Origin of the sequence: Novosphingobium sp. G106 (genome assembly GCF_019075875.1) — a bacterium.
Lineage (GTDB): Bacteria > Pseudomonadota > Alphaproteobacteria > Sphingomonadales > Sphingomonadaceae > Novosphingobium.
Window position 1 is genome coordinate 961,192 of record NZ_JAHOOZ010000001.1, and the last position, 21,440, is coordinate 982,631.

Sequence of the window (21,440 nt, forward strand, 5' to 3'; positions counted from 1 at the left end):
CGGCCTCCTCCGCCAGGGCTCGGCACGACTTTCAGGAGCATGGAAAATGGAAAAACGCATTCTGGGATCGAGCGGTCTCGAAGTCTCGGCGATCGGCCTCGGCTGCATGGGGCTGAGCTTCGGCCTCGGCCAGCCTGTCGCCAATGCCGACGGCATTCGCCTCATTCGCGCGGCCCACGAGCAGGGCGTCACCTTCTTCGATACGGCCGAAGCCTATGGCCCGGGCACCAACGAGGAACTGGTCGGCGAAGCCCTGGCCTCGGTCCGCGACGAGGTCGTCATCGCGACCAAGTTCGGCTTCAAGGGCGGGCGCAATCTGGATGGCCTCGACAGCCGGCCTGAGAACATCCGCAACGTGGCCGAGGCGAGCTTGCGCCGGCTCGGCACCGACCGGATCGACCTGTTTTACCAGCACCGCGTCGATCCCGAAGTACCGATCGAGGATGTCGCCGGAACGGTCCGCGATCTCATCGCCGAGGGCAAGGTCAAGCACTTCGGCATGTCCGAGGCCGGTGTCGACAGCCTGCGCCGTGCCCATGCGGTGCAGCCGGTCGCCGCGCTGCAGAGCGAATATTCGCTCTGGTGGCGCGAGCCGGAGCGCGAAATCCTGCCGGCCTGCGCCGAACTCGGCATCGGCTTCGTGCCGTTCAGTCCGCTCGGCAAGGGCTTCCTCACCGGTGCGATCGACGCCAGCACGCAGTTCGACAAGTCGGACTTCCGCAATATCGTGCCGCGTTTCTCGGCCGAGAACCGCGATGCCAACGCGGTGCTGGTCGAACGTCTCGGCGACCTCGCCGCGGACAAGGGCGCGACGCGGGCGCAGATTGCGATCGCCTGGGTCCTGGCACAGAAGCCCTGGATCGTCCCGATTCCGGGCACGACCAAGCTGGGCCGGCTCGAGGAGAACCTCGGTGCCGCGACGATCGAACTGAGCGCGCAGGATCTTGCCCGCATCGACGAGGCGCTGGCCGGCATATCGGTTCAGGGCGAGCGCTATCCCGCTGCCTTTGCCTCGATGGTCAACCGCTGATCCCGATCCGTCAGCCGTGCATCCAGGGCGCGGCTGACGGCAGTGGTACCTGCGCAATCGGCTGGAAAGCTGCACCCAGGTCCGGTAGATCAGCCCTCGCGAAACATCCCAGGAGCGGGCAGCGATGGCAGCGATCGAATGCGCGTGCGGCACGGTATGTCTCGAGGCCGCCGGTCCTTCGATGATGACGACGATCTGCCACTGCACGAGCTGCCGCACGGCCGGGCAGGCCTTCGATGCCCAATCCCCGGTGGCGCCCATCGTCGATACCGCGGGCGGGACGGCAGTGGTCCTGTGGCGAAAGGATCGCGTGCGTTGCCTGCGCGGAAGCGAGCGGCTGGCGGGGCATCGGCTTACGCCAGAATCGCCGTCGCGCCGGATGGTCGCTTCATGTTGCGGTACCCCGATGTTCGGGGATTTCACCAAGGGATTCTGGGTTTCGATCTATCGCGGCCGGGTTCCGGCCGCGCCCGAGCCGTCCGTCCGGGTGATGACGAGCGACGTGGCCGAGGGCACGGTATTTCCCGACGACGGATTGCCGCGCTTTCGCGGTCGGCCGGCGAAGTTCGCGATCAAATTGCTGACCACCTGGGTGACGATGGGGTTCCGCAATCCGAGGATTGCCGGTGTGCCCGATTAAACCTCGCGCAGGCGGGGCATCAGCTCGACGAAATTGCAGGGCCGGTTGCGGCTGTCGAGCTGCTCGGCGAGGATCTGGTCCCAGCCATCCTTCACCGCGCCGTTCGAGCCGGGCAGGGCGAAGATGTAGGTTCCACGCGAGAGCACGGCCATGGCGCGCGATTGCACGGTCGAGGTGCCGATCGTCTTGAAGCTGAGCCAGCGGAACAGCTCGCCGAAACCGGGAATGTCCTTTTCCTTGACCTGGTCGAGCGCTTCGGGCGTCACGTCGCGGCCGGTCAGGCCGGTGCCGCCGGTGGTGATGACACAGTCGATACGCGTGTCGTCGATCCAGTTATTGAGCCGGCGGACGAGCGCCGCGACGACGTCCTTTTCGATCGCGCGTTCGATAAGATTGTGACCTGCCCTGGTGACACGCTCGGCCAGCAGTGCGCCGGACGTATCGTCCGCTAGCGTGCGGGTGTCGGAGATGGTCAGGACGGCGATGTTGATCGGGGTGAAGGTGCGGCTCTGATCAACGGCCACGCAGGATCACCCCGTTGGCAGTCATCCGCACGGCCTTCGATCCGGCAAGACCGGGGAAGGTGGGCCACATGCCCTGGGCCAGCGCGACGCGGCTTTCCGAAGGGCCGCCGGCCTGGCGCTCGTACATCCAGTAGTTGCGCATGACGATGTTCACGTAGCCGCGCGTTTCCCAGTAGGGCACGCTTTCGATCCATAACAGCGGGTCGCCCTGGTCCTTGATCTCGGTGTTCCAGCGGCTGATCGGCAGGATGCCCGCGTTGTAGGCGGCCATGACCTTGGGTAGCAGGCCCTGGGTGCCCGGCTGGTCGCGCAGCATGTTGAGGTGCTGCTGGCCGAAGGCGAGGTTCACTTCGGGCTTGTTGAGATCGCTGGCGTTGCCCGTGTAGCCGAGATCGGCGGCATGGTCCTTCGCGGCGGCGGGCATGATCTGCATCAGCCCGCGCGCACCGGCGGGGCTGACCACCGCGGCGCGGAATACCGATTCCTGCAGCGCATGGGCATAGACCAGCGCCGGATCGACTTTCCAGCCGCCGACCGGGGTCCACTTGGGCGTCGGGAAGCGCGTTGCCGGCTCGGGCTTGCCGCCATAGGGCGCGTTGTAGGCCATCCACAGCTGGGTCGAGGGCAGGCCGAGCCCGCGCGCGAGGCGGGTGAGCGGCTGATACTGGTCGGCCGTGCCGATGCGCGCCTGGTGGCGCAGCACTTCGTCGGCAAGGCTGTCCTCGCCGATTTCGGCTAGGCCCACGGCGACGCGGATGTTGCTGGTGTCACGCAGGCGCTGCCAGTCGGCGGGGGTGAAATCGGCCTCGCCATGCTGCTCGGGCAGCTTCATGCCGAGCTGTTCGGCGGCGAGCATGCCGTAGAGCGTCTCGTCGCGGCCCGCGGCCATGCGCAGCGGCGCCGCAGCTTCCTCGGGCTTGCGGCAGCGAACCAGCGCGCGGCTCTGCCAGTAATAGGCGGCCGACTGCAGCTCGGCGTTGTCAGCGCGGGCGGCGGTGTTCTTGAACGCTTCGACCGCACCCTGGCAGTCGCCGAGGCGCCAGGCGGCGAGGCCCGCGGTCCACCAGGCTTCGCCGACCCACGGGCCGCTGCCCTGCGTGGCGAGCTGGGCCAGGCCATAGGCGTCGGCGTCCTGGTTCTCGATATAGAAGGACCAGGCGACGCGCTGCCGCCATTCGGCGCGGGCGGGAATCGGAAAGCGTCGAATCGATGCCGTCGAGCAGCGTGCGCGCGCCCAGCGGATCGTCGTTCTTGATCTTGTCGAGAATGCCCGAGGCGATCATGCCGGGCATCGTGCCGTCGTCGGTGCTGCGCGGACGGATGCGCTTGGTCATGCCGGGCAGGCTGATCAGCGGCTGCGCGCTGGGGAGCGAGGGACGGACCTGCGCGCCGCGCGTCGCGGCGAGGCGGGCGATCTGCTCGGCCTCGGGCAGGCTGGTGTCCTTGGCGAGCCAGGCGTTGAGCTGGTCGACCTCGATCCGCGGGCTGCCCGAGGCGAGGTAATATTCGGCGAGCGCCTGCTGGTGGAGCGGGCCGTCGCTCTTCTGCGCGAACAGCGCCTGGACGCGGGTCCAGTCCTTGCGCTCGATCGCGGCAAAGAGATCGCGGTAATACTGGCGCTCGTCCTGGCTGAGCAGCGAGGGGACAGAGGTGCGATCGGCGCGCGTGCGGAAATAGTCGACCGCGGCGCTGTTGGCATGGGCCGGTGCGGTTCCGAGCGCTACGGCGCTGGCAGCAGCCATGCCCAAGGCAAGAAACCGTGCTTTAGCGGCGAATGTCACTCTGGTCTAAACCCCACCTAATTTCGTCTCGACGGAGTTCCGGCTAGTCCGGATTCCAGTCGAGCCACGCTTGCCATAGCCCTGCCTTCCACCGCGGTCGTTCGAGCAAGGCAGCAAGGCTCTTGCCCGCCAATAGCGGAAGCGTCACGCCTTCATGGTTAAAAGTTCTTAAAACGGCAGGATTATGCGCTGGGTCGTTGCCAAGCAGCGGCAGGATGTTGCTTCCCAGCGCAACCAGTCGCTTAGGCGCCGCCAGTTTTACATGATGGCAGAGCAAAGCGCCGAACCCCTTCTCGGTCAGCGCCGGCCAGTCGGCCATCGGCATGTGACGCGGCAGGACGCTGGCGAGATAGATCTGACCGGGCGCGATCTGCATTGCCGTGAGCATCGCATCGAGCAGCTTGCCCTGCGGTCCGGACAGCAGGGATTCGGTGTCGTCACGCTCGGGATCTGGCACGATGACCATCAGATCGGCGCCATGGCTGCCCCGCGGCGGCACGCGACCGGTCGTGCGCCCGTCGTCGAGCCGCGGGTCGGCCAGCCACCACTCGGTGAAGCTGGCAAGGTCCTGTGGCCAGTCGCTGCTGCGCACGGTCGGCTTTTCGGGCTCGGGCGGCGGCGGAGGCGGCGCCATGGCGCGCACGAGCGAGGGCTTCTTCTCGGTAACGGGCGCGGCAAGCCAGTCTGTTGGCACCTCGCCGAAATCGCAGTCGACGCCGGCATCGCGCCACCAGTCTAATGCGGCAGCGATCTCCTCGCTAATCCCGGGTTTGGCGCGATCTTCCATCTTGCGGGTCTTGACCTGCCCGTTTGCACTGATCAAGGCGCACATTACATTTATCGTACAAATGAACGGGGACGGCCGCTTGGCCGGGAGAACAGGACAGGACTTATGAGCGAACGGGAATCGATGCCCTATGACGTCGTGATCGTCGGCGGAGGGCCCGCTGGCCTGGCCACGGCGATCCGGCTGAAGCAGCTCAACGCCGACCTCGCGGTCTGCATCCTGGAGAAGGGCTCGGAGATCGGTGCGCACATCCTGTCGGGCGCGGTGGTCGATCCCAAGGCGCTCGACGAGCTGCTGCCGACCTGGCGCGATGACGGCTGCCCGATGGCCGAGACCCCGGTGACCGACAACTGGCACTGGTTCATGACCAAGGGCGCCAAGGCGCCGATCCCGCACATCATCCAGCCGCCCTTCATGACCAACGACGGCAACTACACCGGTTCGCTGGGCAACCTCTGCCGCTGGCTTGCCGGCAAGGCCGAGGAACTGGGCGTCGAGATCTTCCCCGGCTTCGCCGCCGCCGAAGTCCTCTATGACGACAAGGGCGCCGTCCGCGGCGTCGCCACCGGCGACATGGGCGTCGGCCACGACGGCGAGCACAAGCCCGACTACCAGCCGGGCATGGAGCTGACCGCCAAGTACACCGTCTTCTGCGAAGGCGCGCGCGGCCATCTGACCAAGCGCTTGAAGGCGCAGTACGATCTCGAGCGCGATTGCCAGCCGCAGATCTACGGCCTCGGCATGAAGGAGCTGTGGGACATCGATCCGGCCAAGCACGTGCCGGGCCGTGTCATCCACACCCAGGGCTGGCCGCTGTCGGAAAGCGACAGCTGGGGCGGCGGTTTCCTGTACCATCAGGCCAACAACCAGGTCGCGATCGGCTTCGTCGCGGCGCTCGATTACAAGAACCCCTGGGTCTATCCGTTCGAGGAATTCCAGCGCTGGAAGCAGCATCCAGCGATCCGCGAGATCCTGGAAGGCGGCCGCCGCGTCGCTTACGGCGCGCGCGCGATCAACGAGGGCGGCTGGCAGTCGGTGCCGCGCCTGGCCTTCCCGGGCGGCGTCCTGGCGGGCTGCTCGGCCGGCTTCGTCAACGTGCCGCGGATCAAGGGCAGCCATACCGCGATGAAGAGCGGCATGCTCGCCGCCGAGGCGATCGCTGCCGCTGCGGGCGCTGGCCGTGAGCTCGACGAACTGGGCGAATACGACGCCGCGGTCCGCGACAGCTGGATCGCCAAGGAACTCAAGCTCGTCCAGAACGCCGAGCCGCTGATCGCCAAGTTCGGCGGGGATCTGCTCGGCACGGCCCTGGCGGGGGTCGACATGTGGATGCGCACGCTCAAGATCGGCCTGCCGATTGCGATGAAGCACCACACCGACGCTTCGCAGATCGAGCGCGCGGACCTCTATCAGCCGATCAAGTATCCGAAGCCCGACAACGTCATCAGCTTCGACCGGCTCTCGTCGGTGTTCCTCTCGAGCACCAACCACGAGGAAGACCAGCCGTGTCACCTCAAGCTCAAGGATCCGGCGATCCCGACCGCGGTGAACCTGCCGATCTATGCCGGCCCCGAGGCGCGCTATTGCCCTGCGGGGGTCTACGAATTCCTCGGTATCGAAGAGGGCACGCCGCGGCTCCAGATCAACGCGCAGAACTGCGTCCACTGCAAGACCTGCGACATCAAGGACCCGACCCAGAACATCGAATGGGTCGCGCCCGAAGGCGGCGGCGGACCGAACTACCCGAATATGTGATCGGTGAAACGGTCTGCAAACATATCCGCCCTCGTGGCGTGTGCGCTTTGGGGCGGATTGTTTCTAACCGGCCGCGACGGAACCTATCAGATATATGGGCAGGGCCCGGGCATTTTTCCCAATGCGGGGCAAATCGACTTCTATATCGTCTTCCCGCTGATCGTCGTTTTGGTCGTTACGGGATGCGCGTGGGCTACAAACGCATTTCAGAGATGGTTTGCGTTGCTGGGCGTTTTGTCCGGCACAGCCCTGCTGGCCCTGCTTCCCTTCTTGCTGGCCTTTGGAGGCGGGGTTTAGCCTGCGCAATGCAAGAAACCGCCTACGCCAAGATCAACCTTGCGCTGCATGTCCGCAAGCGGCGCGAGGATGGCTATCACGAGCTGGAAACGCTGTTCGCCTTCGTCGATGACGGCGACAGGCTGGTCGCCTCGCCCGCATCGCGCGACGTGCTGCATGTGAAGGGCGAATTCGCCGGCGCGCTCGACGATCCGTTCGGCAACATCGTCGCCAAGGCGCTGTCGAAGCTCAAGCACGTGCCCGGCTGGTCGATGCAGCTCGAAAAACGGCTGCCGGTCGCGGCGGGGCTTGGCGGCGGTTCGGCCGATGCTGGTGCGATTTTCCGCATGGTCGAGCGCTGGGGTAAATTGCCCGATAACTGGCACGAGATTGCGACCGCGCTCGGTGCCGATGTTCCCGCCTGCGTGAAGAGCGAGACCTGCATTGGCACCGGCACGGGCACAGACCTGGCGCCGGTCTACAACGATCTGGCGGGAACACCGGTGCTGCTGGTCAACCCGCGTGTGCCGCTGGCGACCGGTCCGGTGTTCAAGGCCTGGGACGGCCTCGACCGTGGCGTCATGCCGACCGGCAGCGCGCGCACGATCGCGCTCGCGGGCCGCAACGACCTCGAAGCGCCCGCGATCGCGTTGTGCCCGCCGGTCGCTGAAGTCCTCACGGCGCTTCAGGCAACCGATCCGCTACTCGCGCGCATGTCGGGCTCGGGCGCGACCTGCTTCGCGCTTTACGGCAGTCATGACGTCATGTCCGAAGCCTCTGAACGCCTCGCTTCCGCGCAGCCTGGCTGGTGGCAGATGCAAGGACGCTTGCGGTGAGCGATGAAGCCTTCCGTCTCGTCGGCTCCCCGCGCTTCGGTGGGATCCTCGTCGTTGCCGACCACGCCTCGAACCGCGTGCCCGAGGACATCGACCTCGGCATCGATCCGGCACTGCTGAGCCAGCACATTGCGGTCGATATCGGCGTGCGCGAAGTGGCCGAGCGGCTGGCCGAGCGCCCCGGCTTCGCCGCTTTCCTCTGCAACGTCAGCCGCCTGGTCTGCGACTGCAATCGCGACGAGGGCGCCCCGGCGATCATCCCCATCGCCAGCGACGGCCATGCGATTCCCGGCAACGAGCTCGATCACGAGGGGCACGAAGCCCGGCTCGACCGCTTCTTCCGCCCCTACCATGCCGGATTGGCGGATCAGCTCGATGCCATGCCGGTCTCGTTGATCCTCTCACTGCACAGCTTCACGCCGCAGCTCGCCAGCGATCCCGCGCAGCAGCGGCCCTGGCAGGTCGGCGTGCTCTACAACGAGGATGACCGCGCCGCGCGCGTCGCGCTTCCGTTGCTCGAAGCCGAAGGCCTCGTCGTCGGCGACCAGCAGCCTTATTCGGGCAAGCTGCTCAATGCGACGATGAACCGCCACGCCGAGGCCGAAGGGCGGCCCTATCTCGGCATCGAGATTCGTCAGGACGAGATCGGCGATAGTGCCGGACAGGCCGAATGGGCCGAACGTCTGGGACGGATATGCAACCAGGTTGCCATCGCCATCGGCGAATAAATCCCCGTCACCCCTGCGAAGGCAGGGGCCCAACCAAGCTCTCGTCCTGAAACGGAAGGCGCGTGGAAGAACCGTAAGCTGGGCCCCTGCCTTCGGAGGGGCGACGGAGGAAGGCGATAAGGCGCCAATGTGGCGTTCCAGCCATTTTCTTCTTCGATTGACACCCCACCTACAGTAGGGCGCTGTCACAAACCGCGATCCACCGGAGCAATCCCATGCCTGCCTATCGTTCCCGCACCACCACCCACGGCCGCAACATGGCGGGCGCGCGCGGGCTCTGGCGCGCCACCGGCATGAAGGACAGCGACTTCGGCAAGCCGATCATCGCCGTGGTGAACAGTTTCACCCAGTTCGTGCCGGGCCACGTCCACCTCAAGGACCTCGGCCAGCTCGTCGCGCGCGAGATCGAGGCGGCGGGCGGCGTCGCCAAGGAATTCAACACGATCGCGGTCGATGACGGCATCGCCATGGGCCACGACGGCATGCTCTATTCGCTGCCGAGCCGCGACCTGATCGCCGATTCCGTCGAATATATGGTCAATGCCCACTGCGCCGACGCGATGGTCTGCATCTCCAACTGCGACAAGATCACGCCGGGCATGCTGATGGCGGCGCTACGGATCAACATCCCCGTGGTCTTCGTCTCGGGTGGTCCGATGGAGGCCGGCAAGGTCGTGCTCAAGGGCAAGGAAGTCGCGCTCGACCTCGTCGACGCGATGGTCGCCGCTGCCGACGAGAAGTACACCGACGAGGAAGTCGCGACGATCGAGCGCTCGGCCTGCCCGACCTGCGGCTCCTGCTCGGGCATGTTCACGGCGAACTCGATGAACTGCCTGACCGAGGCGCTGGGTCTCTCGCTGCCGGGCAACGGCTCGACCCTGGCGACCCATTCGGACCGCGAGCGCCTGTTCCTCGAAGCGGGCCGCCTCGTGGTCGATCTCTGCCACCGCTACTACGAGCAGGACGACGAGAGCGCGCTGCCGCGCAATATCGCCACGTTCGAGGCCTTCGAGAACGCGATGAGCCTCGATATCGCTATGGGCGGATCGACCAACACCGTGCTCCACCTGCTCGCCGCTGCGCACGAGGCGGGGGTGGATTTCACCATGACCGACATCGACCGTCTGTCGCGCCGGGTGCCGTGCCTGTCCAAGGTCGCGCCGGCCAAGAGCGACGTCCACATGGAGGATGTCCACCGCGCCGGCGGGATCATGGCGATCCTCGGCCAGCTAGACAGCGCCGGCCTGATCCACGCCGACCTGCCGACCGTGCACAGCAAGACGATGGGCGATGCGCTCAATCGTTGGGACATCAGCCGGACCAACGACGCCTCGGTCCAGGAGTTCTTCAAGGCGGCGCCGGGCGGCGTGCCCACCCAGGTCGCCTTCAGCCAGTCGCGTCGCTGGGACGATCTCGACACCGACAGAGAAAACGGCGTTATCCGCTCGGCAGAGCACGCTTTTTCCAAGGAAGGAGGCCTCGCCGTCCTCTCCGGCAATATCGCGCTCGACGGCTGTATCGTGAAGACCGCCGGCGTAGATGAGAAGATTTGGAAGTTCACCGGCCCGGCGCGGGTCTATGAAAGCCAAGACGCGGCCGTTGCGGGCATTCTCGGCGGCCAGGTGGTCGCGGGCGACGTCGTCGTCATCCGCTACGAAGGCCCCAAGGGCGGGCCGGGCATGCAGGAAATGCTCTACCCGACCAGCTACCTCAAGTCGAAGGGCCTCGGCGCGGCCTGCGCGCTGATCACCGACGGCCGCTTCTCGGGCGGCACCTCGGGCCTGTCGATCGGCCATGCCTCGCCCGAGGCGGCCGAGGGCGGCGCGATCGGCCTCGTCGAGAACGGCGACACGATAGAGATCGATATCCCGAACCGCACCGTCCACCTCGCTATCTCCGACACGGAGCTGATGAAGCGTCGGGCCGAGATGGACGCGCGCGGCAACGCGGCTTGGCAGCCCGTCCATCCACGCCCGCGCAAGGTTTCGGTGGCGCTCCAGGCGTATGCGGCGATGACGACGAGCGCCGCGCGCGGCGCCGTGCGCGACGTCAGCCAGCTCAAGAGGGGCTGATGCGGCGCAGCGCGGCGCTCGTCCTGCTGTCGGTGCTCGCCGCCTGCTCGCGCGGCGAGCAGGCTTCGGGAACCGCGGCCAAGGAGACCGCAGCGCAGGGCGATGACCGCGTGTCCTGTGCGCTAGGCGGTGCCAAGGACTTCGCGCCCGATTGCACGCGCGAGGTGACGAAAGGCCCGGACGGCGAGACCTGGATCGTCCACCACCCCGATGGCGGCTTCCGCCGCTTCGTGCTGATCGACAACGGCGCGCGGATCGCCACGGCCGACGGCGCCGACGAGGTCAAGGCCGAGCGTGTCGGCGCTGACCTCGAAGTGCGCGTTGCGGGCGAGCGATATCGCTTCCCCGCCGCCCCCGAAACTGCGGCGACATCCACTCATGCTCCGGCAAGCTGACCAGATCTTCACCGTCGCGCAGATGCGCGCGGCCGAGGACGCGCTGATAGAGGCAGGGACCAGCGTCGATGCGCTGATGCAGGTCGCGGGTCGCGGCGCGGCGGACTACGTGTGGCGGGTCGCCGCGCATCACCGCGTCACCGTGCTCTGCGGCCCCGGCAACAACGGCGGCGACGGCTACGTCATCGCCGAGGCTATCCGCGAGCGCGGCGGCAAGGTGGCGGTCATAGCTGCGGCCGAGCCGAAGACCGATGCAGCCAGGAATGCCCGCGCGCTCTACAGCGGCGAGATTCTGGCGGCCGATGCCGAAGTGCACGGCGATGTCCTGATCGATTGCCTGTTCGGCAGCGGCCTGACCCGGCCCCTGAGCGAGGTCCATCTGGCACTGCTCCAGCGACTGGTCGCCAGCCATCGCCACGCCATTGCCGTCGATCTGCCGAGCGGCGTCGAGTCGGACAGCGGCGCGCTGTTGAACCCCGATCTGCCGGGCTTCGACCTGACGATCGCGCTCGGCGCCTGGAAGTTCGCGCACTTCCTGATGCCCGCTTGCGCCACACTCGGAGACCTGCGCCTTGTCGACATCGGCGTGGCCCCCGTGGCAGGCGCGGCTGTGGCGCTCCGCCGGTTGCACCTACCGGCGCCGGCTGCGGATGCGCACAAGTACCGGCGTGGCCTGCTCGCCGTGGTCGGTGGGGCGATGCCCGGTGCGGCGCTGCTCGCCTGCAAGGCGGCGCAGGGTGCGGGTGCGGGCTATGTGAAGCTGCTCGCCGACCAGATGGCCGCGCCCGCGGACCTCGTGATCGACGACGCGCCGCTGGCCGAGGCCATTTCCGACGAGCGCATCGCTGCCTTGTTGGTCGGGCCGGGGCTGGGCCGTGATAGTACGGCCCGTGACCGTCTGTCCAAAGCGCTCCACCGGCGCGGACCGGTGGTGCTCGATGCCGACGCCTTGTTGCTGGTCGACAAGCGAACACCGCAGGCGATCGCGACACCTCATGAAGGCGAATTCAAGCAGTTGGAAAAGATATTTGCGAGCGAAGGTAAGGGATCGAAGCCCGTTCGCGCGTTGGCGCTGGCGCGGGCCAGCGGCATGGTGATCGTTGCCAAGGGCCCCGACACGGTCATCGCCGCGCCCGACGGACGGATCGCTTGCGCACCGCGTGCCTCGTCGTGGCTGTCGGTGGCGGGCACGGGCGACGTGCTCGCTGGCGCCATCGCCAGCCGGCTCGCGACGGGAGCCGAGCCTTTCGCCGCCGCCTGGCAGGGCGTCTGGCTGCACGGCGAGGCGGCGCGACTGGCCGGGCCGGCTTTCACCGCCGGCAGCCTTGCCGAGCACATACCCGCCGCACTCGAGGCCTGCCTGTGAGCGAGAGCGAGGAAATCATCCGTATCGCCGCCAAGGGCGACGGCATCACCGCCTCGGGTCGCTTCGCCTGGGGCGCGGCGCCCGGCGACCTGCTGCTCGCCGACGGCACGCTGCAGCGCGGCCCGCATCACATCGATCCGGCCTGCCGCCATTTCGGCCAGTGTGGGGGCTGTCAGCTCCAACAGCTCGATGAGGCCTCGCTGACCAACTTCGTCGAGGGCAGGGTGGCGAACGCCTCGTCCTCGCAAGGCCTGGGCGCCGAACTGGTGACCCCACCGCACCTCTCGCCGCCCGGCACGCGCCGCCGCGCCTCGTTGCGTGCCGAGAGTTCGGGCGGGCGGATCGTCATCGGTTTCCGCGAGGCGAAGTCGCATCGGTTGGTCGAACTGGCCGAATGCCCGGTCATGCTGCCGGAGCTCGTTTCGATCCTAAATCCCTTGCGCAAGCTATTGATCAAGCTCGGGCAGACCGGAGGTCAGAGCAAGGGTCGCAACCGCAAGCCCGGCGGCAGGAACGCGATGCCGCGCCTGGCCGCGGATGTCGAATTGGCCATGACAGAGCAGGGTGTCGACCTGGGACTCAAGGGCCTGACCGTCGAAGGCCTCGAAGCCAATCAGGCCATCCTCGACTTCGCCCAGGATCACGGCCTCGCCCGCTTCACGCTCGACCAGGGCTATGGCCCCGAGACATTGTGGGAGCCCGAGCCGGTCACTGTGTCGCTCGCCGGTGTGAGCGTGGCTTTTCCGTCCGGCGGCTTCCTCCAGGCGACACTCGACGGGGAGCAGGCGCTGGTCGCCGCCGCGCGCGAGTGGCTTGCGGGATCGGGCGCGATCGCGGATCTGTTCGCCGGGCTCGGCACCTTTGCCTTCGCATTGGCAGGCCCGCGGATCGGGGAGGGGGCAAAGGTCCTCGCGGTCGAGGCCGCGCGCGATACGCACCTCGCCTGCAAGGCCGCCGCGGCGCGGCTGCAGCTGCCGATTCACCCGCTCCATCGCGACCTCTTCCGCAACCCGCTCCAGGCCGACGAATTGAACCGTTTCGACGGCGTCCTGCTTGATCCGCCGCGGGCTGGCGCGCGCGAGCAGGTCGAACGGCTGGCCGAAAGCACCGTGCCGAAGATCGTATATATCAGCTGCAACCCATCGAGCTGGGCGCGCGATGCTGCAATGCTCATCGGGGCGGGCTATCGTCTGGCCGAGCTACGCCCGGTCGGCCAGTTTCGCTGGTCGACCCACGTCGAACTAGCTAGCTTTTTCGTCCGTTAGAACAGGTTCATGATCGCCAGAGCGACGAGCGCCATCAGCACGAAGCTCGACAGCGCGAAGATCAGGAAGCGCAGCTTGACCTTGTTCACCGTCACCTGGATTATCGAGTGGAGCACCCGCAGTGCCACATAGATCCAGGCTAGCTGCGCGGCGAGGCCATCGCCCTTGCCGATGATCGCGAGCACGATCGACACCGCATAGAAGACCGTAGGTGCTTCATGCAGGTGATTGTAGTTATGCGCTTTCCACTGAACCTGTGGTGGCAGGATCTGGTCGAGGCCCTTGGTCGTATCGTGGACCAGGTCGTCGGGATCGACTTTGGCCGCGCTCAGTGCCGGGATGCGCGTGCCGTAGAGCCAGAACCACATCACCATCGTCCACGCCGCCAGCGCGACCACGGGCTGCAGGATAGCTGCGCCGATCATGTCCTCGTCTCCTCGATCCTCGGGGACGAGACTGTTCGGCAGCGGCCGCTAAGTCAATCTCGCGGCCGCGTGATCGTGATCAGCCGGTAGTAGCCGAGCATCCCGCGTTCGGCCTTGCAGGACAGCCCGTGCCGTGCGGCGAGGCCGGCGGCGGCATCGGCAAGATCGAGCCGCGGTGTGACGTGGAACCAGGCCAGCCACTTGCGCAGCAGCGCGCGAAAGGGCTGGGGCAGCCCGGCAAGGTCGCCGAAATCGACGACATGCAGCGATCCGCCCGGCGCTAGCACCGCCACGGCCTGTTCGAGCGCGCTGTGCCAGTCGGGGATCATCGAGGTGGCGTAGGACAGGATAACCCGGTCAAACCCGGCGCGGCCGAACAGCGTCTGGGACGAGAAGGCTGTGGCGTCGCCCAGCGCCAGCGCACCCTTGCCGCCCAGCGTCGCGCGGGCGCTTTTGAGCATCTCGCTCGACAGGTCCAGCCCATGCAGCGCCGCGCCTGGCCACCGTCGACCGACGAGCGCAAGATTGCGCCCGGTGCCGCAGCCGATCTCCAGTACCGCGCTGCCCGGTCTGGCATCGAGCCCGGCGATCAGTCGGTCGCGTCCGAACAGGTAGTACTTGCGGGTCAGGTCATAGATGTGCCGCTGGCCGCGATAGACCGAATCCATCAGCGCGGCGTGATCGCGAGCGGGGGCCGCTCCGGCCATCAGCGTAGCACGTAGAGGTGGACGCCGCCGTAGATCGACGAGCGGTCGGCCTCGGTGAACAGTCGCGATTCCGCCTCGGCATAGTGCCAGCGCGACAGGATCTCCTCGGGCACCCGGCCGGGGAGCAGCGACGGCTCGGCAGCCGTGCGGAACAGCACGCGCGAACCGGGGCGGGCGGTGCGAGTGATCTCGGTCCAGAGCCGCGTAAGGATTGCATCGTCCATCCAGTCCTGGGCGTCGAGCAGGACATAGCGGTCGAGGCTGGCGTCGGGCTGGGCGGCGATGTGGTCGATGAAGTTCACCTGGCGAATGTCGAGCCGATCGATCCGGTCGCGCAGGACGGCGTAGTTCTCTTCCTTGAGGTAAGGCGGCAGCGGATGCTCAGGCTCGCGGCCGTAGGAGCGGCCGAAGGCCTGCCAGGCGAAATAGTTGTCGTTGACCGGGAAGTCGCAAGCCAGCTTCTCGAGCCGGCTGCGCAAGACATCGGCCATGCGCGCATCGCCGGCGAGCGCGGCATATTGCGCGGGCGGGATGCCGAGCCCGAACAACGAGGCCGGCCGGTCGGTTAGCCAGCGGACGAAGCGGCGATCGAAGATCGGCGAGAACTTTTCCTCGAAGACGCGGCGCTGGTCCTCAAGCGTCTCAGCCTCAAGGATTTCGCGCGGATCGATCTTGTAGAGCTTGGCAAGAAAGTGCGCCAAGCCGATGAAATTACCGAGAAGGCCGCGCTTGTAGATGCCGCTGGAGAACCCCTTGATCCGCCGCCGGCCGACGAGGTCGCGGCCTTCCCAGTAGCGCTGCGTGCGCTCGTCGAGGTGGGGGGCAAGATGCGAGCGATAGACCGCGACGTTGGCCGCGTCATCGGCTTCGGCGAAGAAGCGGTGGAGGTGCGCATAGTCGGGCAGGTGGCGCACGGCGGCGATCTTGAGCTTGCCGAGCGCCAGGTGCGCGGGATTGAGGTCGACCGCGGTGATCGCCGCCGGGTTGGCGGTCAGGTAGGACAGTGCGTTGCAGCTGCCGCTGGCGATCGTGACGATCCGGCTGTCGGGCTGGATCGCCAGCGCGGCCATATCCACCACCGGGTCTTCCCAGATCTGCGCGTAGACCAAACCCTTGAAAGCAAAGGCAAAGGCCTTGTCGAGCAGTTTGCCGCCGGCACTGGCGTCCTGGCGGACGACGGCATCGGTAACGAGCTTGGATGCGGGCTTGGGCATGGTCGCTGGGCACCTCGATTCGCCAGGGCAGTTGCTTCCCATTGGCCGCTCTGGATGACCGTTGCGTGACGGCTCTGTGGCGGGAGGCTACCACCGCTAGCAACCTGTTGAGATGTCGCGCAGGCAGCCTATATGCGGCTTTCCGCCACGACCTCGGCGGAGACGAAGGAGATGCGCTGTGAGCAAGGTTCTGGTGATCGGCGCGGGTGGCGTCGGCTCGGTCGCGGTCCACAAGATGGCGATGAACCCGGACATTTTTTCCGATGTCCATCTCGCCAGCCGGACCAAGTCGAAATGTGATGCGATCGCCGAATCGGTCAAGCAGCGCACCGGCCGGACAGTCAGCACCTACGCGATCGACGCCGAGGACGTGCCGGCGCTGACCGCGCTGATCCAGCAGATCGCCCCCAAGCTCGTGGTCAACCTGGCGCTGCCCTACCAGGACCTGACGATCATGGACGCATGCCTCGCCGCGGGCGTGAACTACATGGACACGGCAAATTACGAGCCGAAGGATGTCGCCAAGTTCGAATACCACTGGCAGTGGGCCTATCAGGACCGCTTCAAACAGGCTGGGCTCATGGCGCTGCTCGGCTCGGGCTTCGATCCCGGCGTGACAAGTGTCTTCGCCATGTGGTTGAAAAAGCACAAGCTGAAGACGATCCGTACGCTCGACATCCTCGATTGCAACGGCGGCGATCACGGGCAGGCCTTCGCCACCAATTTCAATCCCGAGATCAACATCCGCGAAGTGACCGCGCCGGCGCGGCACTGGGCGAAGGGTCAGTGGGTCGAGACCCCCGCAATGACGATCCGCGAGAACTTCGACTTCGAGGCCGTCGGTCCGAAGAACATGTACCTGATGTACCACGAGGAACTGGAAAGCCTTGCGAAGTTCATCCCCGAGATGGAGCGCGCGCGCTTCTGGATGACGTTCGGCGATGCCTATATTCAGCACCTGACTGTGCTGCAGAACGTCGGCATGACGCGGATCGACCCGGTGCTCTACAACGGCGTCGAGATCATCCCGCTGCAGTTCCTCAAGGCCGTGCTGCCCGAGCCCGCCTCGCTCGGCCCGACGACCCATGGCAAGACCAACATCGGCGACATCGCAACCGGAGAATCGCTCGACGGTTCGGGCGAGAAGACCTTCTATATCTACAATATCTGCGACCACGAGGATGCCTATCACGAGACCGGCAACCAGGCGGTCAGCTATACCACCGGCGTGCCCGCGATGATCGGCGCGGCGATGATGCTGACCGGCGCATGGTCGGGTGAGGGCGTGTTCAACATGGAGCAGTTCGATCCCGATCCCTATATGGACATGCTCAACAAGCACGGGCTGCCCTGGCAGGTGAAGGAACTGGCAGGGCCGCTGGCGTTCTAAAGCGTAACTCGCCTCATCGTCGCCCCTGCGAAGGCAGGGGTCTATATGGCTTGGCGCATAGACGCCGTCGTCGAGCCGATGAGGTGAGCTTATCTAGACCCCTGCCTTCGCAGGGGCGACGGTTAGGGTAGGTTAAAGTCTCATGGAAACCAGAGCCGGCGATCCGGGCGCTTTCGCCCATTTCGACCTCGACCGGGTCGACAGTCCCTCGTTCGTCGTCGACGCGGCGCGGCTGCGGCACAACCTGCGCATTCTCGCGGAGGTTCGCGATGCGGCCGGGATCAAGATGCTCTCGGCGCTCAAGGCCTTCTCGATGTGGAACGTCGCGCCGCTGATCGGCGAGTATCTCGACGGGGTCTGCACCTCGGGGCTCTGGGAAGCGCGGCTCGCGGGCGAGTTCTACGACGGCGAGATCGCGACCTATTGCGCGGCCTACAAGCCCGAGGACCTGCCCGAGATCTGCCGGCTTTCGGATCACCTGATCTTCAATTCGCCTGGCCAGATCGAGCGCTTCTGGCCGATCATCGAGGCGGCGAAGGCGCGCGGTGATCACTTCGATATCGGACTTCGGATCAATCCGTTGCATGCCGAAGGTGAGGTTCCACGTTACGATCCTTGCGCGCCGCACTCGCGGCTTGGCTTTCCGGTCGACCAGCTGACCGAGGACCATGTCGCCATGGTCGACGGCATCCACCTGCACACGCTCTGCGAGCAGGACTTCGAGCCGCTCCAGCGCACCTGGGACAAGCTGTTCGATCACCTCGAGCCGCATTTCGGCGCGTTCAAGTGGCTGAACCTCGGCGGCGGGCACCACATCACCCGCGCCGATTACCAGCGCGAGGAACTCGTCGGCTTCCTCCGCGACATGGCAGAGGACACCGGCGCCGAGATCTATATGGAACCGGGCGAGGCCGTGGCGCTCGACGCGGGCATCCTCGTCGGCACGGTGCTCGATTCGCACTGGAACGGGATGGACCTGGCGATCACCGACGTATCGGCGACCTGCCATATGCCCGACGTGATCGAGGCGCCCTATCGCCCGGCGATGCTCGGCGAACTGCCGTTCGACCCCGAACTCGACGACTCGGCCAATGGCGTCGTGCGCCTGGGTGGTCCCTCGTGCCTTGCGGGGGACGTCATCGGCGATTACGCGCTGCCGTTTCCGCTCGAACCGGGTCGGCGTTTCGCCTTTCTCGACCAGGCGCATTACTCGATGGTCAAGACGACGACCTTCAACGGCGTGCCGCTTCCGTCGATCTGGCTGTGGGACAGCGAGAGCGATGCGCTCGACCAGGTAAGGGCCTTCGACTACGAGGATTTCCGCGATCGTCTGAGCTGAGAAACAGCTCCATTTTGGCGAGTCGCGGCTGTGGAAATCCTGTGGATTCAGAGCCCGTTTTCGTCATGAATTGTCATATATGTCAGCAGTTTGACTGATAAAAATCAAACGATCCCGGCGTGTTACACTTTTGTGAAAAGTGGGGTCCGATTTTCACTTGCAGTTCAGGATCACGCGCCTATATCGACCCCCCGCTGCTCCATGGACTTCCAAACCGCAAGGCAGCTTTTTGTCCAATATCCGTTTGGGGGTCCCTTGAGTTGCACATTCACCAAGACGCATCGGCTGTAGCGCGCACCATTGCGCCTGACGAACCGGTAATTCTCAACCGCCCGCACGCCGCGGCGCGCGCTGCTCGTTTCTTCGTCGAGAAGTTTCCGGGCAAGTCGCTCTATGCGGTGAAAGCGAACCCTTCGCCCGACCTGCTGCGCGTCCTCTGGGATGCCGGCGTGACGCACTACGACGTCGCCTCGATCGCCGAGGTGCGCCTGGTCCGTGCCACGCTGCCCGAGGCAGAACTGTGCTTCATGCACCCGGTCAAGCCGGCGAACGCGATTGCCGAGGCCTACAAGGTCCACGGCGTGCGCACCTTCAGCCTCGATTCGCATGACGAACTGGCCAAGATCGTCGCCGCCACCGCCGACGAGAGCGGCGAGCCGGTGACCGACCTGCGGCTCTGCGTGCGCCTGCGCGTCTCTTCCGAATATTCGGAACTCAGCCTCGCCTCGAAGTTCGGCATCGATCTCGCCGATGCGGCGCCGCTGCTTCAGGCGACTCGCCAGGTCGCCGATTGGCTGGGCATCTGCTTCCACGTCGGCAGCCAGGCGATGACGCCGTTTGCCTATGTCCAGGCGCTCGAGCGCGTCCGCGCGGCGATCATCGACGCTTCGGTCACGGTCGACATCGTCGATGTCGGCGGGGGCTTCCCCTCGGTCTATCCGGGCATGGAACCGCCGCCGCTCGAGGACTACTTCGCCGTGATTCACCGCACAGCGGAATCGCTGCCGGTCTCCTATTCGTCGGAGCTCTGGTGCGAACCGGGTCGTGCGCTCTGCGCCGAGTACAACTCGCTGATCGTCAAGGTCGAGAAGCGCCGCGGCAAGGAACTCTACATCAACGACGGCGCCTATGGCGCGCTGTTCGATGCGGCGCACCTGGGCTGGAAGTTCCCCGTCCGCTCGCTGGCCGAGTACCAGACCGAGACCGCGGAGGGTTTCTCGTTCTACGGTCCGACCTGCGACGACGGCGACTATATGGAAGGTCCGTTCCCGCTTCCGGCGGACATCCAGGCGGGCGACTACATCGAGATCGGCATGCTCGGGGCCTATGGCAGCGCGATGCGCACCGGCTTCAACGGCTTCGGCCAGGGTGCCGCGATCGAAGTCACCGACGAACCGATGTCGAGCCTCTACACCGGACGCGCCGATCCGCGCGTTTCGGACAACGTGGTCAGTCTGCGTTAGAAACAGCCGGGCCCGGCGGAGGGGAACCTCGCCGGGCCCTTTTCCGCCGGAAGCTGTTATGCCCGGCCGAGGAAGCTGCTTTCCTTACAGAAACGTCTTGGCCTGCTTCAGCACCATGTTGCAGGCCTGCGTCTTTGCCTGACCCTGGATGCCCGACAGCGAAAAGTTCGATCCGTTGCCGAGCTTGAGATTGCCCGACTGCCCATCGGCATAGCCGGGCGACGTTCGGACATTGGGTTTTCCGCTCAGCGTGTTGAGCACCGAACTGGCTTCATTTCCCTTCAGGAACTTGTTCTTCAGGCAGTAGCCCAGAACCCCGGTCGCGTTTCCGACGCCGATCGACGAAATGTCCGGCAATCCGCCGATACCTCCCATGCCCGGAATGCTGGGAAGCTGCGCGGTTGCGTTCGAGGCGGCGAATAGCACGGCGAGCGGAAAGATCGGTGCAAGGCACTTCATGAGGCTTGTCCCTTTGTGTTTCGGCCGTACCCTTCTAGCAGACCTAGGCGCGACGGTATCGGCGAAAACCATGAGGCGTGGCTGAGGGTTTGCCAAAGGCCGCGTTAGTCAGCCAATCGCGCTTGCCGCATCGGTCATGCCGCGGGGCTTGCGCCGCGCGGCGGTGATCGGGAATGGGTGAGGCATGACACAGCGACTGGCCGGAAAGACCGCATTGATCACGGGCGCCGCCCAGGGGCTCGGCGCGGGGATCGCGCTCGCCCTGGCCCGCGAGGGCGCGCGCGTGGTGGCGACCGACCGGAACGAGGCGGGCGCCCTGGCAACGGCAGCGGGCATCGATGCCGAACTCGGCGCCGATACTGCCTGTGCCATACGTCATGACGTCACCAGCGAGGACGATTGGCAGGCTGCGCTGGCCTTCGCGGCGGACAGGCTCGGCGGCCTATCGGTGCTGGTGAACAATGCCGGCATCGTCACGATGGGCTCGGTCGAGGACCTCGATCTCGCGGCATGGCGCCAGGCGATGGCGGTCAATGCCGACAGTGCCTTCATCGGATCCAAATATGCGCTGCCGTTGCTGCGCGAGAGCCAGCCCGCGTCGATCGTCAACATGTCGTCGATCTCGGCACTGGTCGCGGGCGCGAACCTGGCGGCCTACAATGCGTCCAAGGCGGCGCTTTGGATGCTGACCAAGTCGGTGGCGCTCCATTGCGCCAAGCAGGGCTGGAACGTCCGCTGCAATTCGGTCCACCCAACCTTCGTGCGCACGCCGCTGCTCGATGGCATCGTCGGCAGCCACGAGGATGAGGCCAAGATGGCCAAGCTTGCCCGCCAGGTGCCGATCGGCCGGATCGGCGAAGTGGCCGACGTCGCCGCGGCCGTGGTCTATCTGGCGTCGGACGAAAGTGCGATGATGACCGGCTCCGAGCTCAAGCTCGACGGCGGCATGTCCGCGATGTGATCTGAGAGGAATACGATGACCGAAACG

At 66.0% G+C, this 21,440-nt stretch carries 19 protein-coding genes and 1 pseudogene; 13 read left to right on the forward strand and 7 right to left on the reverse strand.

Annotation, left to right across the window (positions count from 1 at the left end):
* Positions 1–46 precede the first annotated feature (46 nt).
* Together KRR38_RS04500 and KRR38_RS04505 are read left to right on the forward strand one after the other, a co-directional pair.
* A complete protein-coding gene (locus tag KRR38_RS04500) occupies positions 47–1,030 on the forward strand; it encodes an aldo/keto reductase (protein WP_217399020.1) in 984 nt (327 codons plus the stop codon).
* A gap of 124 nt (positions 1,031–1,154) precedes the next feature.
* Entirely contained in the window at positions 1,155–1,670 is a 516-nt protein-coding gene (locus KRR38_RS04505; protein ID WP_217399022.1) for a GFA family protein, read from the forward strand.
* Here the strand turns inward: KRR38_RS04505 and moaB are convergent.
* The 3 genes and pseudogenes from moaB to KRR38_RS04520 form a co-directional block, all read right to left on the reverse strand.
* The gene (moaB, locus tag KRR38_RS04510; RefSeq protein ID WP_217399024.1) at positions 1,667–2,194 is read right to left on the reverse strand and encodes a molybdenum cofactor biosynthesis protein B; all 528 of its coding nucleotides are present in this window, start codon (positions 2,192–2,194) and stop codon (positions 1,667–1,669) included. The two genes, KRR38_RS04505 and moaB, sit on opposite strands and share 4 nt — an antisense overlap.
* A pseudogene (locus KRR38_RS04515) lies at positions 2,184–3,936 on the reverse strand (transglycosylase SLT domain-containing protein). The gene moaB and the pseudogene KRR38_RS04515 overlap by 11 nt, the downstream one beginning before the upstream one ends.
* Positions 3,937–4,018: 82 nt before the next feature.
* Positions 4,019–4,807 (reverse strand): uracil-DNA glycosylase family protein, encoded by a 789-nt coding sequence (locus tag KRR38_RS04520; RefSeq protein WP_254514643.1) that lies wholly within the window; start codon positions 4,805–4,807, stop codon positions 4,019–4,021.
* 60 nt (positions 4,808–4,867) lie between these two features.
* On the opposite strand from KRR38_RS04520, the gene KRR38_RS04525 reads away from it, so the two are divergent.
* The 7 genes from KRR38_RS04525 (at position 4,868) to KRR38_RS04555 (ending at position 13,455) form a co-directional block, all read left to right on the forward strand.
* Complete coding sequence (locus KRR38_RS04525; RefSeq protein WP_217399026.1) at positions 4,868–6,517, forward strand: electron transfer flavoprotein-ubiquinone oxidoreductase; 1,650 nt, start codon at positions 4,868–4,870, stop codon at positions 6,515–6,517.
* A 305-nt stretch (positions 6,518–6,822) separates the two neighbouring features.
* Positions 6,823–7,629 carry a 4-(cytidine 5'-diphospho)-2-C-methyl-D-erythritol kinase gene (locus KRR38_RS04530; protein ID WP_217399028.1) on the forward strand — a complete coding sequence of 269 codons (807 nt, stop codon included), beginning with the start codon at positions 6,823–6,825 and terminating at the stop codon, positions 7,627–7,629.
* A complete protein-coding gene (locus tag KRR38_RS04535; RefSeq protein ID WP_217399030.1) occupies positions 7,626–8,357 on the forward strand; it encodes an N-formylglutamate amidohydrolase in 732 nt (243 codons plus the stop codon). The genes KRR38_RS04530 and KRR38_RS04535 overlap by 4 nt, the downstream gene beginning before the upstream one ends.
* Positions 8,358–8,572: 215 nt before the next feature.
* A complete protein-coding gene (gene ilvD, locus KRR38_RS04540; protein WP_217399032.1) occupies positions 8,573–10,429 on the forward strand; it encodes a dihydroxy-acid dehydratase in 1,857 nt (618 codons plus the stop codon).
* The gene (locus KRR38_RS04545; RefSeq protein WP_217399034.1) at positions 10,429–10,824 is read left to right on the forward strand and encodes a hypothetical protein; all 396 of its coding nucleotides are present in this window, start codon (positions 10,429–10,431) and stop codon (positions 10,822–10,824) included. Before ilvD ends, KRR38_RS04545 begins: the two co-directional genes overlap by 1 nt.
* Complete coding sequence (locus KRR38_RS04550; RefSeq protein ID WP_217399036.1) at positions 10,808–12,190, forward strand: NAD(P)H-hydrate dehydratase; 1,383 nt, start codon at positions 10,808–10,810, stop codon at positions 12,188–12,190. Before KRR38_RS04545 ends, KRR38_RS04550 begins: the two co-directional genes overlap by 17 nt.
* Entirely contained in the window at positions 12,187–13,455 is a 1,269-nt protein-coding gene (locus tag KRR38_RS04555; protein WP_217399038.1) for a class I SAM-dependent RNA methyltransferase, read from the forward strand. The genes KRR38_RS04550 and KRR38_RS04555 overlap by 4 nt, the downstream gene beginning before the upstream one ends.
* Here the strand turns inward: KRR38_RS04555 and KRR38_RS04560 are convergent.
* From KRR38_RS04560 to KRR38_RS04570, 3 genes are read right to left on the reverse strand one after another with little or no spacing between them, the layout of a single operon-like run.
* Positions 13,452–13,880, reverse strand: a complete 429-nt coding sequence (locus KRR38_RS04560) for an MAPEG family protein (RefSeq protein ID WP_217399039.1) — start codon at positions 13,878–13,880, stop codon at positions 13,452–13,454. The two genes, KRR38_RS04555 and KRR38_RS04560, sit on opposite strands and share 4 nt — an antisense overlap.
* Positions 13,881–13,933: 53 nt before the next feature.
* Positions 13,934–14,587, reverse strand: a complete 654-nt coding sequence (locus KRR38_RS04565) for a class I SAM-dependent methyltransferase (protein WP_217399041.1) — start codon at positions 14,585–14,587, stop codon at positions 13,934–13,936.
* Positions 14,587–15,801 carry a DUF3419 family protein gene (locus KRR38_RS04570; protein WP_217399043.1) on the reverse strand — a complete coding sequence of 405 codons (1,215 nt, stop codon included), beginning with the start codon at positions 15,799–15,801 and terminating at the stop codon, positions 14,587–14,589. The genes KRR38_RS04565 and KRR38_RS04570 overlap by 1 nt, the downstream gene beginning before the upstream one ends.
* Before the next feature lie 178 nt (positions 15,802–15,979).
* Here KRR38_RS04570 and KRR38_RS04575 point away from each other — a divergent pair, with 178 nt between their 5' ends.
* From KRR38_RS04575 to KRR38_RS04585, 3 genes are all read left to right on the forward strand, one after another.
* Positions 15,980–17,191: a saccharopine dehydrogenase family protein gene (locus KRR38_RS04575; protein ID WP_217399045.1), complete on the forward strand. Its 1,212-nt coding sequence runs from the start codon at positions 15,980–15,982 to the stop codon at positions 17,189–17,191.
* A 142-nt stretch (positions 17,192–17,333) separates the two neighbouring features.
* Complete coding sequence (locus KRR38_RS04580) at positions 17,334–18,530, forward strand: carboxynorspermidine decarboxylase (protein ID WP_217399047.1); 1,197 nt, start codon at positions 17,334–17,336, stop codon at positions 18,528–18,530.
* A gap of 260 nt (positions 18,531–18,790) precedes the next feature.
* Positions 18,791–19,993, forward strand: a complete 1,203-nt coding sequence (locus KRR38_RS04585) for a type III PLP-dependent enzyme (protein WP_217399049.1) — start codon at positions 18,791–18,793, stop codon at positions 19,991–19,993.
* A gap of 84 nt (positions 19,994–20,077) precedes the next feature.
* On the opposite strand, the gene KRR38_RS04590 is transcribed toward KRR38_RS04585, so the two are convergent.
* Positions 20,078–20,452: a DUF2501 domain-containing protein gene (locus KRR38_RS04590; RefSeq protein ID WP_217399051.1), complete on the reverse strand. Its 375-nt coding sequence runs from the start codon at positions 20,450–20,452 to the stop codon at positions 20,078–20,080.
* Positions 20,453–20,636: 184 nt separating this feature from the next.
* Here KRR38_RS04590 and KRR38_RS04595 point away from each other — a divergent pair, with 184 nt between their 5' ends.
* Positions 20,637–21,413, forward strand: coding sequence for an SDR family oxidoreductase (locus KRR38_RS04595; RefSeq protein WP_217399053.1), 777 nt, complete (start codon positions 20,637–20,639; stop codon positions 21,411–21,413).
* Positions 21,414–21,440: the final 27 nt, after the last annotated feature.